Here is a 17,063-nt window from a genome sequence, read left to right on the forward strand (position 1 = left end):
ATGCACTCGTAAGTGTACGAAAGTGGCTGACACTTATTTTACCTCATCCTGAAACTCGCCTTGCCACAGCGCTAAAACGCTCTGTACAGGCTTAAAACTTTGTCGATAACATGACAGTGGGCCATGCTCTTGTAATGCCGCTAGGTGCGCTTTCGTCGGATAACCCTTGTGCGCTGCAAATCCATAGTGTGGATACTGGTTATGAAGCGTTACCATTTCATCATCCCGAGTCACTTTAGCAATGATCGAAGCTGCTGAAATTTGAGGAAACAACGCATCGCCTTTGACTACAGCATGACTACTATATGACCAAGGAGGGCAACGATTTCCATCAACTAACACATGCTCAGGCTGAATATTCAAGCCTTCAACTGCTCGCTGCATTGCGAGCATAGTGGCGTGCAGAATATTGAGCTGATCAATTTCCAAAACATTAGCGCGACCTATGCTCCATGATAACGCGTTTTGCTTTATCAGTACTGCTAATTCGTTGCGTTTTTTTTCTGATAATTTTTTTGAGTCAGCTAAACCCAGTATTGGTCTTTTAGGATCGAGTATCACCGCCGCAGTAACGACGTCACCGACCAACGGACCGCGACCAACTTCATCTACACCGGCAACAAGTGAAAACCGCTGTGTTGCAGCTTTGATGGCGTCTAATGAAATATTATTCATATAAACATTGGCATAAATATTTACTCATGTGCGATTAACCAACAAGCCTTGGATCGCTTTAGCAGCCTGCTCGTCAGCGTTTAGCTGTAAGCTTTTGTGCAACTGAGTGAAACGCGATATTAATGCGTGAGGTTCATTTTCTAGCATTGGTCTTAATTTATCAGCCATATTTTGTGGATTGACATCTTCTTGCAACAACTCTGGCACAAGTGCTTCATTGGCTAAAATATTGGGCAATGAAAAATAATCTGGTTTGTACAAACGCTTCATAATCATATGCGTCATTTTCGACATTTTATAGCCCACTACCATCGGTTTTTTGCATAACATAGCTTCCAGTGTAGCGGTACCTGAAGCCAATAAAACAGCATTTGCCGCAATCATAACGTCACGCGCTGATAACTGCGTTACCACGACTTCGACTTTAGGATTTAGGGCCTTTAACAACTGCTTTATTTGAACCTCCCGAGCATTATTTGCTGCAGGAATAATCACTTTTAATGCAGGTAAACTGAGCGTCAACAATTCTGCTGTTTTAATAAAATCAGGAAGCAGTGTATCAACTTCTCGCGCTCGACTTCCAGGCAGTAAAGCCAATACCTTGTCTTCACCGTCTAATGCAAAAAGCTGTCTTTTTTCTTGCTGGTCAGGCACTAATGGAATGCTATCTGCCATAGTGTGGCCAACATATTGATACGGCACCTTGTATTTATTATAGATATCCGCTTCAAACGGGAAAATGCCCAACACCAAGTTAGTCGCTTTTGCAATTTTATGAATACGCGATTCGCGCCATGCCCACACCGTTGGACTAACGTAATGCACGGTTTTCACCCCGGCTTGTTTTAGCTTGGCTTCAACGGCTAGGTTAAAATCAGGTGCGTCGACACCGATGAAAATATCAGGCGGGTTATCAAGAAAATGTTGTACTACTGCTTTGCGAATATGCAGCAGGCGCGGTAGATGTTTGAGTACTTCAACCAGCCCCATAACCGACAGCTCTTCCATATCAAACAGAGAATTGAGTCCAAGGGCTGTAAGATGCTTGCCGCCAATACCCTCAAAAATGGCATTAGGGTACATGTCTTTTAAAACTGCGACAAAACCCGCAGCAAGAACGTCACCAGAAGCTTCACCTGCAACAATTCCAATGCGAAGTACTGTGTCATCCTTCGGGCTTTTAGGCGATAAATTAATTGCAGTCATTTAGTCTATCCGTGACTGATTAGTCTGAGCTCGACTTTTCGGTGATTTGTTTATTTTCATCCGACTTAACGAATGATGCCACGTTTTGATGAAGCGACAAAGTCGGCTAAGATTTTAACATCAGACTCAGATTCTGCCATTTCATTCAACAAGGGTAGCGCTTGATCTGTGGTATTCCCATTCCGATAAATAACTTTATATGCCCGTTTTATTGCCATTATAGCGGATGACGTAAACCCTCGGCGCTTCAATCCTTCGCTATTAATGCCTTGCGGAATGTGTTTTATTCCGCTGACCATGACGTAAGGAGGAATATCTTTTAATACAATGGCACCACCGCCAGTAAATGAGTGCGAACCAATATGGCAAAATTGATGAACCGCGGTCATGCCGCCAAGGATAACTTGATTTCCAACGTGAACGTGACCAGCCAGCGTGCAGTTGTTTGCAAATATATTGTCATCACCTAAAATGCAGTCATGCGCAACATGCGTATTCACCATAAACAAATTACCACTGCCAATTTGAGTGAGCCCTTTGTCTTGAGTCGTGCCGCGATGAATAGTGCAGGATTCGCGGAACACGTTGTTGTCACCAATTTCAAGATAGGTTGTTTCGCCAGCATATTTTTTATCTTGACAGTCTTCACCGATAGAACAAAATTGGAAAAAAACGTTGTTTATTCCAATTTTTGAATGCCCTTTGATGACTACGTGCGAGGTCAATACGCAGTTATCACCAATATCTACGTTATCTCCAATGACACAAAATGGGCCAATTTGAACATTTTTACCAATTTTAGCTGATTCCGCTATTATCGATGAAGGATGGATCATATTACATATCTCTCATTGCACACATAAATTCTGATGTGCAAACATCTGCACCATCAACGGACGCGACGCCAGAAAACTTCCAAATACCGCGGCGTTCCTTGATCAGCTCAACTGAATATTCTAACTTATCACCCGGCACGCATGGACGCTTGAAGCGCGCTTTATCGATACCTGCGTAAAGATAAAGTTGATCGCTGCTGCCCATTGTTTTAAAACCGAGCACACCAGCTGCCTGAGCTAAACCCTCTAAGATAAGTACACCCGGAAAAATGGGCTGCCCTGGAAAGTGACCTGTAAAACAAGGTTCATTAAAAGTGATATTTTTATACCCTTTAATTGACTTGCCAAGTTCGTAATCTGTTACGCGATCAATGAGTAGAAATGGATACCGGTGTGGCAGTAATTCCATGATTTCTTTGATGTCGATAGTTTTTTGTGAGTCTGCCAAAATATCTCCTTTGCGGCCGAAAGCGGGTAGATTTCGCCATAGCCATTAACTCTATTATTCTTGCTCTGCAAATTGGGTGCATAAGATACGCTTTTGAGGAGCAAAAACAAATCAGACCAACCGATTGGTTGGCCTGATATTCGCCATAAATGCAGATGTTCCAATCGGTACTATCGACTGGCGACTAAATGTCGTATTACTGAGCTTTCGTTACTTGCTCTAATACTTTCTGTGAAATATCGAATTCAGGTTTTGCGAAAGGCGTAGTGCTTCGATTCAAAACCATATCGTACTTACCGTCAGCAGCGATTTTCTCAACAGCTTGCATAACTAGTCCAAGAATTTTTCTTTGCTCTTCTTGTTCACGGCGCTGCATATTTTGCTGTAGTGGGCCAGTTTTTTCTTGTAGAACTTTTTGTAGAGCAATAATTTGATCTTCTAGTTTCTTCTTCTCAGTAGCGCTCATTGTTGCGCTTTCACGCTGTAGCTTTTGAACTAAGAAATTGTATTCTTCACTTTGCGTATTGACTTCTTGGATTTGATCCTTGAATTCTGCAGTCACAACTTGGGCGATTTCCGCAAACTGTGGCAAAGAACGTGTAATACCCTGCACATCAACAACACCGATTTTTTGTGCTGCTTGAGCGGCTGTGCTCAATAATGCAGAGCTAAGCATAGCCCCAGCGATAAGTGTTTTAGTAAATGTCTTCAATGGAAACTCCTTTAGTCTGTTCCGTTTTTTGTTGGGCGTCTTGGCACCCAACTATTTTAGTTCTAATCTGTTATATGATACTACGTTAAAAGGGCTTTAGAAAGTTGAGCCAATGTTAAACGTAAAGAATTTGGGGTTATCACCGTCTCGTGAGTTAATTTCCTTAGAGAAACTAAAAACAAGCGGTCCCATTGGCGAAATCCACTGTACTGAAACGCCCGCAGATGTTCTAAACTGACTCCAATCGCTGTAGTCACCCAATACGGCTGGTTGACCTTCTCCAGTTCTACCAACGAAATTGAGATCTTTGTATTCGTCATAATCAAATTCGGTATCCCATACGTTACCTACATCGACGAAGACAGAGGTTCGCACGGAACTGTCAAATTCAGATTCAACAAACGGCGTCGGTACAATTAATTCTAAACCACCAATCGCCATTGCATTACCACCTAAACTTCTAGGTGAAACGCCGATTCTATCAGTATCTGGGCTACCAAAAATAGGCGTTCCCAGAGGCGTGGTTCCAATTTGCGACGCAATTCGCTGCACGCCGCGCGGACCGACAGTATTATCTTCAAAGCCGCGCAAGGTGTCTGCGCCGCCTGCTGTAAAGTTTTCAGTAAAGGGTAATATTTGTTCTGTGCCGTTCTTACTGCCATAACCATTACCGTACCCTAAACGCATTCTAGCCAGCACCGACCAGCGTTGATTTTGACTCAACGCGAAGTACCATTTTGTGTCTGCAATCATTTTGAAGTAATTAACGTCAGAATTAGGCGTTGTTATGCTAAATGATGCGCGCTGCGAAGAACCATCTGTCGGGAATAAACCACGGTTTAAGGTGGAGCGTGTCCAACTTGTTGAAGCTAAGAAGCTTTCATACTTAATCGATGAATCAGGATCATCTAAGCTTCTAAATTGATCGTAAAAACGAGAGGTTTGTTCGTATGATGTATTGTCGCTAGATAGCTCAACATTAGCATACGTTAAGCCAAAGCTAATTCTGTTTACTTCGTTAATTGGATAGCCAATGTTTGCGCCTATCTGATAACGCTTACTGTCATATTGAACCACACCAAAGTCACCGCCATCAAATTTGCTGTAGCCTATATTACCACCCAAGCTGATGCCATCAATGGTGAAATAAGGGTCAGTGTAATTTAACTGAATTGACTGTTGATAAGACACTGTAGACACATTAAGACCGATACGTTTACCTGTACCCAAGAAGTTATCCTGCTGAATACCGGCATTTAAACTAAGCTTTGTATTATCACCATAGCCCACGCCCGCTGTGAAAGAGCCTGAGGCCTGTTCTTTCACTTTGAATTCAACGTCTACTTTATCGTCCTGCCCCGGCACACGGATAGTTTCAAAATCAACGGTTTCCATGTACGTTAATCGAGACAATGATGCCTTCGAGCTTTCTAGTAAACTATCAGACAACCAAGTGCCTTCAAGCTGGCTTAGGTTTTGGCGCAATACTTCATCAGCCGTAATCACGTTACCTTGGAAGTTAATGCGACGAACGTAAATGCGCTTGCCTGGGTCAACTGATAACGATAGTTTTACCGTTTTATCTTCATCATTTATATCTGGGATAGTGGTCACTGTTGGGTAAGCATAACCAAATCGACCAAGATATTTACTAATAAATTCTTCTGTGTAGGTTACGGTTGCTTGATTGTACAACTCACCTGCAGAAAGTGGTAACACTTGATTTAAGAAACCTTCGAAACCAAGCAAGTCGCCCACTAATTCTACTTCTGAGATAGTGTATTGTTCACCCTCTTCTACATTCATACCGACATAGATGGCGTCTTTTTCTGGTGTCATTGATACTTGCGTCGTGCTAACGGCAAAACGCAAGTAACCGCGATCTTTGTAGTAGCTGGTGAGGTTTTCTAAGTCACCCGACAGCGTCTGCTGTTGATAACGCGTTTCGGACGTAAAGTCCCACCAAGGTGTATCAAACTTCAATTCCATCACATCAAACAATGTTTCGTCGTCAAATACTTCGTTTCCGACGATGTTAATTTGTTTAATTTTAGCGGCGTCGCCTTCTTCGAATAAAAACTTTAGGTCGACACGATTTCTTGGTAAAGGCGTTACGATGGCTGACACTTCAGCATTGTATTTACCAATACTGTAAAAGAAGTCTTTCAAGCCATTTTCAATAGAAGTCAACACTGTTCGGTCTAGTGGCTCCCCAACGCGGATATTTGAATTTTCCAGGCTATCTTGAAGCTGCTCATCCTTAATATCATCATTGCCTTCATAGACAATATTACTAATAGTTGGACGCTCAGAAACACGAACAACCAAGACATTGCCGTCGCGTAATATTTCAACCTTTTCGAAGTGAGTAGATGAATAAAGTGAACGTATGAGCTGGCTAACCCGGAAAGGGTTTAACTCATCGCCGACTTGCACTGGTAGGTACGTAAGGGCTGCACCTAATGCAACACGCTGCAAACCAATTACGCGAATATCTTCTACCACAAATTCAGATTTACTCTGTGCAAATGATAACGAGGTAAATGCCATTAAGGCGATAAGAACTAACTGTTTACACTTCATTTACTAATATTCTTCCAAAACACGTTTTTTATAAAACTATTATTATGTGATGCGATTGATGTCGTTAAATATGGCAACAGCCATTAACATGAATAACAATACGCCACCTATCCTAAATCCAATTTCCTGCACTGCTTCTGGGACAGGCTTACCTGTTATCCATTCGGCCGTGAAATACATTAAATGACCGCCGTCAAGCATGGGTAATGGTAACAAATTTACGATGCCAAGATTAACACTGATTAATGCTAAAAACCCTAAAAATACAATAATTCCATAACTTGCACTCATTCCTGCGCCTTGAGCGATTGAAATAGGGCCACTTAAATTTTTAACCGCAACATCTCCATTGATAAATTTGCCTAACATTTCGACAGTTAAGGTCATTAATCGCCATGTTTCTTGCGTTCCTTTCACTAAAGCATCAAAAGGACCAGATTTATCATGAAAATAATAGTTTTCGGGATATGCTCCGACCTGCGAAGAAATGCCCAGCAAACCAGCAGTACCAGTAGGTGTTTCTCTTTCACCTAAGGTTACTTCGAATACTTCAGATTGGCCGTCACGTAACACTTCAACTTCAACTGTTTCGTTTGGTCTTGCAGCCACATAGTCCACTATTTGTCCCCATTCAGCCATGAAGGTTCCATTTAGTTTCACTATTTCATCATTTTCTTGCAGACCTGCTTGGTCCGATGGCCCGCTTGGGCTAACTAACGCAATGATTTTGCTAGGCTTTGTTCTAAAGGGTTCAAAACCAATTGACGAAAACATATCGTCGGATTCAGGATCAAACTGCCAGTTTGGCATTTTCATATCATAGGAAACGACTTGTCCATTTGGTTTTTCAACGGTCAGCGGAATATTGTCCGCACCGATAAAACGCATTAACTCAATATTTACCGATTGCCAAGTTCTGGTTTCCGCCCCATCAATTTCAATAATTTGATCACCCGCTTCTACGCCTGTTGCAGCAATGTAAGATGAGGGCGTAACTTCTCCAACAAACGGTTTTGCTTTATCTTGTCCAATCATGGCGACTATCATCAAGATCAAAATCGCAAATAAAAAATTAATGCCAGGACCAGCTGCAACAATAGCGAATCGTTTCCAGACGGGCTGGATGTTGAAAGACGCAGCCATATCTTGCTCCGCCACATCATCTACTCTGCCATCTAACATTCTGACATAACCGCCTAAAGGAATAGCGGCTATCACAAACTCCATGCCAGTGGATGTTATGCGTTTGTAAAGCGGCTTACCAAAACCGATGGAAAAGCGCAGCACTTTTACGCCACATTTTCTGGCAACAATGAAGTGTCCCCATTCATGCACAGCAACTAAAATGCCCAATGCCAATACAAAAGCACCGATATTTCGAATAATTTCAAACACTAATTTAACTTCCTCACTAATTCTCGCGCTAAGCTTCTGGCTTCTTCGTCATGTTCTAAGACTTGTACAATAGATGTCAGTTCAATTAAATCGGTTTTTTGCAGCGCCTGCTGATTCACCTTTGCAATGTCAGTAAACTTAATCTGTCCTTTTAAAAATGCGTCAACCGCTACTTCATTTGCCGCATTAATGGCAGTGGTCGCGGCTTGTCCTTGTTTGCATGCCTCGATTGCTAGATACAAATTAGGGTAGCGGGCTTCATCCGGCTTTGAAAAGCTAAAATCGCATAAGCTAGAAAAATCGACCGCGTCGACACCAGAATTAATTCGTTCAGGAAAACTAAGGCCATAAGCAATAGGCGTGCGCATATCAGGATTACCAAGCTGAGCAATAACTGAACCATCCGTATATTGCACCATGGAATGAATAGTACTTTGTGGATGCAGGACAACTTCGATGTCATTTTCATGCAGGCCGAATAGCCATTTTGCTTCGATAAACTCTAGACCTTTATTCATCATAGAGGCTGAATCAACAGAGATTTTTCTTCCCATTGTCCAGGTAGGATGAGCGCAAGCTTGATCAGGAGTAATACTATCAAAAGACTCACTCGGTAGAGTTCTAAAAGGACCTCCCGAGCCCGTCAACAGGATTTTTGCAATGCCTGATTTGTCTAAATTTCCGTATTCAAAATCATGCGGCAAACATTGAAATATCGCATTGTGTTCGCTGTCTATAGGCAATAATTCTGCTTTATATTCACGCACTGCATTCATGAATAATTCACCAGACATAACGAGTGACTCTTTGTTCGCCAAGAGCACGCGTTTACCAGCACGAACTGCTGCCAAAGTCGGCAATAAACCAGCCGCTCCAACAATCGCTGACATAACAGTGTCGACTTCTGGCGCCGAACAAACATCTTCTAATGCCTTTGCGCCGACCAGCACTTCTGAGTGACAGTTCTCGGCTTTCAACAAGGAAATAAAAGTAGTGTAGGTATTGGGATCAGACAGCACGATATAGCGTGGAGAGCACTGCATAGCAAGTTGAACCAGTGCCTTTAAATTAGCATGGCCGGTGATAGCAAATACCCGAAATTTGTCCGGATGCCGAGAAATAACGTCTATTGTATTTTGACCAATAGAGCCGGTTGCCCCTAGGACAGTGATGGTTCTCATGATATCAACATAGTTGCCTAAGCCATCCATACAACGTAGCAAAACGCGAACACAGGAAACGCAGCCGTTAAGCTGTCGATTCTGTCCATGACTCCGCCATGACCAGGAAGTAACTTACCGCTGTCCTTGATACCGGCACAGCGTTTAAACATACTCTCATTTAAATCACCTAGCGCAGATACAGCAACCGTAATCACACCAATGAGTATATGCATACCAATTCGACTAGCATCAAACTGATAATGTAATGCAGCAAATGCAATAATAGCCAGCGATGCCATAATGCCGCCAAGCAAACCCTCTATGCTTTTGCCCGGTGAAACATTTGGACGCAGCTTATGCTTACCAAATTTGACTCCGCAAAAGAATGCGCCAATATCTGCAGCCCAGACAATACCTAGCACATAGAAAATAAGCGATGCCCCGTAAAAAGGGTCTACTTCATATAAGTTCGTACGCAAACTGATAATTGCAACCCAAGTAGGGATGAGCGTGAGTATGCCGAATGCTGCCCTAATGGGTATATTTTCTTTCCAAACAGAGCTGTATTTAGGATAAGTCAGGATCATCACAAGTGACACGGCCCACCAAACGGCAGCAATGCTCAGTATTGTTTTGTACAGGCCATTTAATTCGCTTTGGTACCAAACGGCTTGCCCATCTACGGCAAAAATTAGCACACCGCAGATAATTAAAATGAGTGCCATGAACGTGACTTTAGATGCACGATCATTAATACCTGACATTTTAGCCCACTCGTAGGCGCCTAATGCAACTACGCCAGCAACAGCAATTTTAAATAGCTCTACTGGTAAAAATAAAATAGCTAAAATAGCCAAAGGCGCAAGAATGACTGCTGTTATTATTCTTTGTTTTAACATTAAACTTGACCTTGCTTGACTGGACCCACTTGTTCACCCGTTTGCCCAAATCTTCTTTGTCTATGACAGAAATCCAAAATAGCGTCATCAAACTTCTGTTCATCGAAATCTGGCCAAAGTGTCTCACAAAAATAGAATTCTGCATATGCGCATTGCCACAATAAAAAGTTACTGACTCGATGGTCGCCACCCGTACGGATCATCAGATCTAGTGTGGGCAGATCCGACATACAGGTATAGTTATTGAAGCTACTTTCTGTAATTTCTTCTGGTTTTATAAGGCCTTGCTTAACATCGTCCGCTATTTTTTGTGCGGCATTAACAATATCCCAACGACCACCGTAATTAGCTGCAACGTTGAGAGTTAGTGCGGTATTATTTTCGGTAAGCGCTTCCGCTTTGCGGATTTTATCGACTAATTTTTGGTCAAAAGCGGACAAATCACCGATGACCTTTAGGCGAATATTGTTTCTATTTAGCTTTTTAACTTCGCTAGACAAAACGAGGTTAAAAAGCTGCATCAAGATTTTTACTTCTTCTTTAGGCCGCTTCCAATTTTCGCTACTAAAAGCGAATAAAGTCAGTGCTTTGATGCCTTTTTTGCGAGCGTATCGAACAGATGCACGAACAGCATCAACACCCGCCTTATGACCGAATGTTCTTAACTTTCCTTGTTGTTGAGCCCAACGCCCGTTACCATCCATAATGATGGCAACGTGCTTTGGTAAAGTCGCTTCGAACGGCGAAGTAACCTCAATCGAACTGTCGGCACTCAATCGACTACACTTCCATCAATTCTTTTTCTTTATCGGAAAGAATGTCATCAATGTTTTTGATAAATTTATCCGTTAGCGATTGAATATTTTCTTCACCCGCTCTACTTTGATCTTCACTGACTTCTTTTTCTTTTAGCAATTCTTTAATATCGCTGTTTGCTTCACGGCGAATATTACGCACAGCTACACGGCCCAACTCAGCTTCATTACGCACAACTTTAATTAAGTCTTTGCGGCGTTCTTCGGTCAGCGGCGGCATTGGAATACGTATAGTCGTGCCTGCACTCATTGGGTTTAAGCCCAAATTTGACTGCATAATCGCTTTTTCAACGGCCTGAATAATGCTTTTGTCGAAAACCGATAACGCGAGGGTGCGGTTATCTTCCGCAACTACGTTAGCAACTTGTTTTAGTGGTGTATTAGCGCCATAGTACGGCACCATAATGTTATCTAACAAACTTGGGTGTGCACGACCCGTTCTGATCTTGCTTAGCTGGCTTTTCAGCGCACTAATACTTTTTTCCATACGCTGCTGAGCATCTAATTCAATTTCATCAATCACAACAAAATCCTTATTTTTTCACTTTTTCTGGATGACATATAGTGGTGCCTTCATCGTCGCCTAATACTACTCGCTTCAAACAGCCCGGCTTATTCATATTGAATACTCGAATTGGGATGTTATGGTCGCGAGCTAGTGTAAACGCCGACAGGTCCATTACTTTTAACTCTTTTTCTAGTACTTCTTGATAGCTGATGCGTTTTAGCAAAACAGCATCAGGATTTTTCACAGGGTCAGCGCTATAAACACCATCAACTTTAGTTGCTTTTAATACAGCGTCGGCTTCAATTTCGATACCACGCAAACATGCTGCGGAGTCAGTTGTGAAGAATGGATTACCTGTACCTGCAGAGAATATCACAACTCTGCCCGATTTTAGATAACTTATGGCGTCTGCCCAGTTATACGAATCACAAACACCATTTAATGGAATGGCTGACATTAGACGCGCATTAACAAACGCTCTGTGCAACGCATCGCGCATTGCTAAACCATTCATGACCGTTGCAAGCATTCCCATATGGTCGCCAACAACACGGTGCATACCAGCTTTTGCGAGGCCTTCGCCGCGGAATAAGTTGCCACCACCGATAACTAAGCCAACTTCGACACCAAGTTCGACTATCTCTTTTATTTCGAGCGCCATGCGATCTAATACTTTGGCGTCGATACCAAAGTTTTCTTCACCCATCAGGGCTTCGCCACTTAGTTTTAACAAAATGCGTCTGTACGCAGCTTTTGGTATGGTTGTCATTGTTTATCCTTTGCACTGGGTTTGCTTACGCAACGTTTTCGGTTGCTGGTATAGTTTGTTGTTTCTTGTAAAAGTTAACTTGTTATTGCTGGTAAAAAGTAGCTTGTTGTTTCTGATAAAAAAGTAGCGAAAATTCTACCTAGAAGCCTACAGCCTTTCTGCAAATAAAAGTCGCTGCGAGCCCATCCATGGGGCGCTTGGCATTCGGCGTCCTGCCGAATGACACTTTTATTTGCAGAAAGACTTCCGGCTTCTAGGTAGAATTTCGCTACTTTTTAGGGCCGTGGGCTGTTCTGCTTTGTTCTGCTTTTTTCTGTTTTGTTCTGCTTTTTTCTGTTTTGTTCTGCTTTTTTCTGTTTTGTTCTGCTTTTTTCTGTTTTGTTCTGCTTTTTTCTGTTTTGTTCTGCTTTTTTCTGTTTTGTTCTGCTTTTTTCTGTTTTGTTCTGCTCTGCTCTGCTTTTTTATAGGCACTTTATGCCTATAAAAAAGCACCTCAATTGAGGTGCTTCTTATTTTATCCGAGAATCGGTGATTGCAAAAGCAATCGAAGCACTTATTTCTTAGCAGCTTCTAATTGTGCAGCAACTTCTGCAGCAAAATCTTCAGTTTTCTTCTCGATACCTTCACCCACTTCAAAGCGGATAAAGTTAACAACATCAGCATTTTTAGACTTCAAAAGGTCTTCAACAGTCATTGAAGGATCCTTGATGAAGTTTTGGCCTGTTAGGCTTATCTCGCCAGTGAATTTCTTCATGCGGCCAGCAACCATTTTTTCAGCGATTTCAGGCTTTTTACCAGACTGAATAGCGATGTCGATTTGGATTTCTTTTTCTTTCTCAACAACTTCAGGAGAAACGTCACTTGGCTTAACAAACTGCGGGCTAGCAGCAGCAACATGCATTGCGATGTCTTTTGCTAAATCTTCGTCACCGCCTTCTAAAATAACGATAACGCCAATTTTGCCACCGTGTACATATGCACCAAGGTTTGCACCTTCAACATTCACTACACGACGTGGGCTGATGTTTTCACCAATTTTTGACACTAAGGTGTCACGCACTGTAGCAACGGTTGAACCGTCTAGTTCAGCTGCGTTAAGTGCTTCGATATCGTTGATGCCGTTTGCCGCAGCAACGTCAATCAATTTGTTACCGAAAGCAAGGAAACCTTCGTCGCGTGCAACGAAATCAGTTTCACAGTTAACTTCCATCATAGTAGCTTTGCCACCAGAGATTTTAGTTAAGATAACGCCCTCTGCTGCAATACGACCTGCTTTTTTAGCCGCTTTTGCTTGACCAGATTTGCGCATATTCTCAATTGCTAGCTCGATATCTGCATTCGCTTCAACCAATGCATTTTTACAATCTAACATACCAGCGCCAGTGCGCTCGCGTAATTCTTTAACCAGTGCTGCAGTCACTGCCATTTTCTTTTCCTCAAAATATCAATATTTAGAAAAGGGGGCGAAGGCCCCCTTTGATAACTTTTTTACGATAACTTTTTTAGCAAAAGTTTACGTAAAACTTACTCTGCGGCTTCTACGAAGTCGTCTTTTTCAGTAGAAGCAATTACTACGTCTTGATTACGACCTTCGTTGATCGCATCAGCAGCAGCGCTAGTGTATAAGTTAACCGCACGGATCGCATCGTCATTACCAGGGATAATGTAATCAACGCCATCTGGATTAGAGTTAGTATCTACTACACCTACAACTGGAATACCAAGGTTGCGAGCTTCTGTTACTGCAATGTGCTCATGATCAGCATCGATGACAAAGATAACGTCTGGAAGACCACCCATGTTCTTGATACCACCTAAGCTACCTTCTAGCTTAGTCATTTCGCGCTTAAGCATTAACACTTCTTTCTTAGTGATCTTGTCGAAAGTACCATCTGTTGATTGTACTTCTAGGTCTTTAAGACGCTTGATTGATTGACGTACTGTTTTCCAGTTAGTCAACATTCCACCCAACCAACGCTTGTTTACGTAGAATTGACCAGATTTTTCAGCTGCTTCTTTAACGGCTTCACTTGCTGCACGCTTAGTACCAACGAACAAAATCTTACCTTTCTTGTGAGATACACCAGAAAGATAGCTTAAAGCTTCGTTGAATAAAGGAACTGTTTTTTCTAAGTTGATGATATGAACTCGGTTACGAGCACCAAAAATGTATTGAGCCATTTTTGGATTCCAGTAGCGAGTTTGGTGACCGAAGTGTACGCCAGCTTGTAGCATGTCACGCATTGATACGTTTGCCATTTTATATTTTCCTATTTAGGGGTTAGGCCTCCATATACCCCTTCTCTCGATCCAAAACGTTGTAATAACAACGCGTTAGACACCCCGAGATCAGTGTCGGTATATGTGTGTTTTTAGTTAATTTGTACTGTCTAATTTTGAGAAGTTTTTCAACATTCCCAAACAGCGCGCGCTTTATATCATTTTTGATGACTATTATCAACAAAAAACCTTATTTAAAACGCTTGAATTCCTCATGTTTGTCTCCAGATCTATGCCTCACTTGAAACGGAGAAACACTATATCTATGTCTAACCTTACTATGCATTCACCAGTAACACTTTTTGGAAGTGAACTTAAAAATCGATTCGTACTAGCACCACTCACCCGAGGACGCGCCACAGAGTCTCGCGTTCCTAATCAGATTATGGCTGACTATTACGAGCAAAGAGCAACAGCAGGTTTAGTAATAACAGAAGCGACAGTTATTTCAGAAGAGGGAATTGGCTGGATAGACTCACCGGGTATCTATACTGAAGAAATGGTAGCAGGATGGAAATCTATCGTTGACCGCGTGCACGCACAAGGCAGCAAGATTGTATTGCAGCTGTGGCACTGTGGCCGTGCATCTCACAGTGATTTTCATAATGGCGAATTACCGTTCAGTGCATCAGCCGTTGGCATTGAAAACGATCACATTCATACGCCAAAAGGCAAAAAAGCTTATGAAACGCCAAAAGCGATGACGAAAGAAGACATCGCCAACACCATGAACGATTTTAAACAAGCAGCAGTAAATGCGAAGGCAGCTGGATTTGACGGCCTTGAAGTGCATGCTGCAAATGGTTACTTAATTAACCAATTTTTAGACGGTGTTAGCAACCAGCGAGACGATGAGTACGGCGGCAGCATTGAGAATAGAATGCGCTTCTTAAAAGAAGCTTTAGCAGCTGTACAAGAAGTTTTTCCTGCAGACAAAATCGGCGTTCGCTTGTCTCCTAACGGCGTTTTCAATGCAATGGGCTGCGATGACTATAAAGAGCTATACACAGCAGTAGTCAAAGAGCTTAACCAGCAAGGCATTGGTTATTTGCATCTTATGGACGGTTTGGCTTTCGGTTTCCACGAGCGCGGCGAGCCAATGACATTATCCGACTTTAGACCATTGTTCGACAACACTATCATCGGCAACTGCGGCTATACCATTGAAGCAGCCAACGAAGCGGTGAGTACTAAACAAGCAGACATGATCGCATTTGGTCGTCCATATATCACCAACCCCGATCTCCCAGAACGTTATAAAAACAATTGGCCACTCACACCATTTGAAGATATGACTCACTGGTACGGCGGCGGCGCAGAAGGCTACACCGACTATCCTAACTACACAGCAAGTTAGGTAAAGCGAGGTAAAGACAGGAAAGCCAGTAAAAATACCAAGGGACCACGGCGTTTATAAGCAAGCCGCGGTCCCTTTTTTATTAGCAAACCAAAAAAATTATTTGATATACAAAAGTGACCATAGTTAAGCCGATACGAACTTGGTATACTCAATGGATTGGAAGTACAATGCTAGGCTGAAGCACTAGGGTAACGAAGCGCGGTACAAAGTTTATGCGTGAAGAATACGTTAAACACACAACCAATGCAGGATACAAAGGAAAGGACTGGCTCAATAAAAAGCGTCACTCGGCAGGACGCCGAGTGCCGAGCGCCCCACGGATGGGCTTGCAGCGACTTTTTATTGGGCCAGTCCTTTCCTTTGTATCCGTAAACCGTGACAACGTACTTATTGATTAAACGTGACAACTTACTTACTGGTTAAACGTGACAACGTACTTATCAGTAAATAGTAACCGCAGCAGGCACAGCGTAGCGATAAAAAGTGACATTCGATTTACGTATAAATAAATTAATATTAGCCCAACAAGAATTCAAAGAGGTCCACCTTGGCTGGAACAATAAAAACACCAGAAGAAATGGAAAAAATGCGCGTTGCTGGCAAACTAGCGGCAGAAGTGCTGATGATGATCGGCGAGCACGTAGTAAAAGGCGTCACCACTGGCGAACTCGACAAACTTTGCCACGACTACATTGTAGACGTTCAAGACGCTATCCCAGCGCCACTAAATTACGGCAATCCTCCTTTTCCAAAATCAGTCTGCACATCCGTTAATCACGTTATTTGCCACGGTATTCCAAGCGACAAAAAACTCAAAGACGGCGATATCGTCAACATCGACGTAACCGTGATTAAAGACGGTTATCACGGCGATACCTCAAAAATGTTCGTCGTGGGCAAGCCTTCAATTATGGCAGAACGCCTAATTAAAGTGACCCAAGAATGTTTGTATAATGCCATCAAAATTGTGAAGCCAGGTATGCGCCTCGGTGATATCGGCCACGCTTGCCAACAGCATGCGGAGTCACACAATTATTCGATTGTTAGAGAGTATTGTGGTCACGGTATTGGTGCTGTGTTTCATGAAGACCCGCAAATTGTGCACTATGGCAAGCCAGGTACCGGTGACTTAATAGAAGCAGGTATGTGCTTCACTATCGAACCCATGGTCAATGCAGGAAAACGCTACTCTAAAGTATTGCCAGACAACTGGACGGTTGTCACTAAAGACCGCAGTTTAAGCGCACAATGGGAACATACCTTATTAGTCACCGAAACCGGTGTAGAAATTCTAACATTACGTGATGAAGAAGAGATTGATAGAATAATCAATCACTAGTTAATAGCCAGCATAGCGCTGGCGATAGGAGCAGTTCTCAAACTCATTAGGGCATTTATTCGGTCTAGCATGACC

The 17,063-nt window shown here is 42.5% G+C and carries 17 protein-coding genes; 3 read left to right on the forward strand and 14 right to left on the reverse strand.

The features are described from left to right. Positions 1–33: 33 nt before the first annotated feature. The 14 genes from rnhB to rpsB all read right to left on the reverse strand — a co-directional run bounded on the left by rnhB (position 34) and on the right by rpsB (position 14,268). Entirely contained in the window at positions 34–675 is a 642-nt protein-coding gene (gene rnhB, locus GNIT_RS11635; protein WP_014109414.1) for a ribonuclease HII, read from the reverse strand. Between the two features lie 24 nt (positions 676–699). Then, positions 700–1,881 (reverse strand): lipid-A-disaccharide synthase, encoded by a 1,182-nt coding sequence (gene lpxB / locus GNIT_RS11640; RefSeq protein ID WP_014109415.1) that lies wholly within the window; start codon positions 1,879–1,881, stop codon positions 700–702. Between the two features lie 65 nt (positions 1,882–1,946). Then, positions 1,947–2,717, reverse strand: a complete 771-nt coding sequence (gene lpxA / locus GNIT_RS11645; protein ID WP_014109416.1) for an acyl-ACP--UDP-N-acetylglucosamine O-acyltransferase — start codon at positions 2,715–2,717, stop codon at positions 1,947–1,949. A 1-nt stretch (position 2,718) separates the two neighbouring features. Continuing rightward, positions 2,719–3,165 carry a 3-hydroxyacyl-ACP dehydratase FabZ gene (gene fabZ, locus GNIT_RS11650; protein WP_014109417.1) on the reverse strand — a complete coding sequence of 149 codons (447 nt, stop codon included), beginning with the start codon at positions 3,163–3,165 and terminating at the stop codon, positions 2,719–2,721. A gap of 196 nt (positions 3,166–3,361) precedes the next feature. Next, positions 3,362–3,877: an OmpH/Skp family outer membrane protein gene (locus GNIT_RS11655; protein WP_014109418.1), complete on the reverse strand. Its 516-nt coding sequence runs from the start codon at positions 3,875–3,877 to the stop codon at positions 3,362–3,364. 96 nt (positions 3,878–3,973) lie between these two features. After that, entirely contained in the window at positions 3,974–6,460 is a 2,487-nt protein-coding gene (gene bamA, locus GNIT_RS11660; RefSeq protein ID WP_014109419.1) for an outer membrane protein assembly factor BamA, read from the reverse strand. A gap of 42 nt (positions 6,461–6,502) precedes the next feature. Continuing rightward, entirely contained in the window at positions 6,503–7,855 is a 1,353-nt protein-coding gene (gene rseP / locus GNIT_RS11665) for a sigma E protease regulator RseP (protein WP_014109420.1), read from the reverse strand. Then, positions 7,855–9,036 (reverse strand): 1-deoxy-D-xylulose-5-phosphate reductoisomerase, encoded by a 1,182-nt coding sequence (ispC, locus tag GNIT_RS11670; RefSeq protein WP_041246824.1) that lies wholly within the window; start codon positions 9,034–9,036, stop codon positions 7,855–7,857. Before ispC ends, rseP begins: the two co-directional genes overlap by 1 nt. 17 nt (positions 9,037–9,053) lie before the next feature. Next, positions 9,054–9,917 (reverse strand): phosphatidate cytidylyltransferase, encoded by an 864-nt coding sequence (locus GNIT_RS11675; protein ID WP_014109422.1) that lies wholly within the window; start codon positions 9,915–9,917, stop codon positions 9,054–9,056. Continuing rightward, on the reverse strand, positions 9,917–10,621 hold the full coding sequence (gene uppS, locus GNIT_RS11680; protein WP_049786994.1) for a polyprenyl diphosphate synthase: 705 nt from the start codon (positions 10,619–10,621) through the stop codon (positions 9,917–9,919). The genes GNIT_RS11675 and uppS overlap by 1 nt, the downstream gene beginning before the upstream one ends. Before the next feature lie 76 nt (positions 10,622–10,697). Next, on the reverse strand, positions 10,698–11,255 hold the full coding sequence (gene frr, locus GNIT_RS11685; protein WP_014109424.1) for a ribosome recycling factor: 558 nt from the start codon (positions 11,253–11,255) through the stop codon (positions 10,698–10,700). A 10-nt stretch (positions 11,256–11,265) separates the two neighbouring features. After that, positions 11,266–12,009 (reverse strand): UMP kinase, encoded by a 744-nt coding sequence (pyrH, locus tag GNIT_RS11690; RefSeq protein WP_014109425.1) that lies wholly within the window; start codon positions 12,007–12,009, stop codon positions 11,266–11,268. Between the two features lie 553 nt (positions 12,010–12,562). Beyond that, positions 12,563–13,435, reverse strand: a complete 873-nt coding sequence (tsf, locus tag GNIT_RS11700; RefSeq protein ID WP_014109427.1) for a translation elongation factor Ts — start codon at positions 13,433–13,435, stop codon at positions 12,563–12,565. Between the two features lie 98 nt (positions 13,436–13,533). Continuing rightward, positions 13,534–14,268, reverse strand: a complete 735-nt coding sequence (gene rpsB / locus GNIT_RS11705; RefSeq protein ID WP_014109428.1) for a 30S ribosomal protein S2 — start codon at positions 14,266–14,268, stop codon at positions 13,534–13,536. Between the two features lie 286 nt (positions 14,269–14,554). Here rpsB and GNIT_RS11710 point away from each other — a divergent pair, with 286 nt between their 5' ends. From GNIT_RS11710 to map, 3 genes are all read left to right on the forward strand, one after another. Continuing rightward, positions 14,555–15,646 (forward strand): alkene reductase, encoded by a 1,092-nt coding sequence (locus tag GNIT_RS11710; protein ID WP_014109429.1) that lies wholly within the window; start codon positions 14,555–14,557, stop codon positions 15,644–15,646. A gap of 215 nt (positions 15,647–15,861) precedes the next feature. Then, positions 15,862–16,047, forward strand: a complete 186-nt coding sequence (locus GNIT_RS18105; protein ID WP_014109430.1) for a hypothetical protein — start codon at positions 15,862–15,864, stop codon at positions 16,045–16,047. Positions 16,048–16,196: 149 nt separating this feature from the next. Beyond that, positions 16,197–16,988 carry a type I methionyl aminopeptidase gene (map, locus tag GNIT_RS11715; protein ID WP_014109431.1) on the forward strand — a complete coding sequence of 264 codons (792 nt, stop codon included), beginning with the start codon at positions 16,197–16,199 and terminating at the stop codon, positions 16,986–16,988. Positions 16,989–17,063 lie beyond the last annotated feature (75 nt).

Source organism: Glaciecola nitratireducens FR1064 (genome assembly GCF_000226565.1).
Lineage (GTDB): Bacteria > Pseudomonadota > Gammaproteobacteria > Enterobacterales > Alteromonadaceae > Glaciecola > Glaciecola nitratireducens.

Coding starts and splice junctions, on each gene's coding strand:
- GNIT_RS18105 (WP_014109430.1), top strand. CDS start 15,862: ATGCGTGAAGAATACGTTAAACACACAACCAATGCAGGATACAAAGGA.
- rpsB (WP_014109428.1), bottom strand. CDS start 14,268: ATGGCAAACGTATCAATGCGTGACATGCTACAAGCTGGCGTACACTTC.
- uppS (WP_049786994.1), bottom strand. CDS start 10,621: ATGGATGGTAACGGGCGTTGGGCTCAACAACAAGGAAAGTTAAGAACA.
- lpxA (WP_014109416.1), bottom strand. CDS start 2,717: ATGATCCATCCTTCATCGATAATAGCGGAATCAGCTAAAATTGGTAAA.
- lpxB (WP_014109415.1), bottom strand. CDS start 1,881: ATGACTGCAATTAATTTATCGCCTAAAAGCCCGAAGGATGACACAGTA.
- GNIT_RS11675 (WP_014109422.1), bottom strand. CDS start 9,917: ATGTTAAAACAAAGAATAATAACAGCAGTCATTCTTGCGCCTTTGGCT.
- pyrH (WP_014109425.1), bottom strand. CDS start 12,009: ATGACAACCATACCAAAAGCTGCGTACAGACGCATTTTGTTAAAACTA.
- GNIT_RS11710 (WP_014109429.1), top strand. CDS start 14,555: ATGTCTAACCTTACTATGCATTCACCAGTAACACTTTTTGGAAGTGAA.
- rnhB (WP_014109414.1), bottom strand. CDS start 675: ATGAATAATATTTCATTAGACGCCATCAAAGCTGCAACACAGCGGTTT.
- ispC (WP_041246824.1), bottom strand. CDS start 9,036: ATGAGAACCATCACTGTCCTAGGGGCAACCGGCTCTATTGGTCAAAAT.
- bamA (WP_014109419.1), bottom strand. CDS start 6,460: ATGAAGTGTAAACAGTTAGTTCTTATCGCCTTAATGGCATTTACCTCG.
- tsf (WP_014109427.1), bottom strand. CDS start 13,435: ATGGCAGTGACTGCAGCACTGGTTAAAGAATTACGCGAGCGCACTGGC.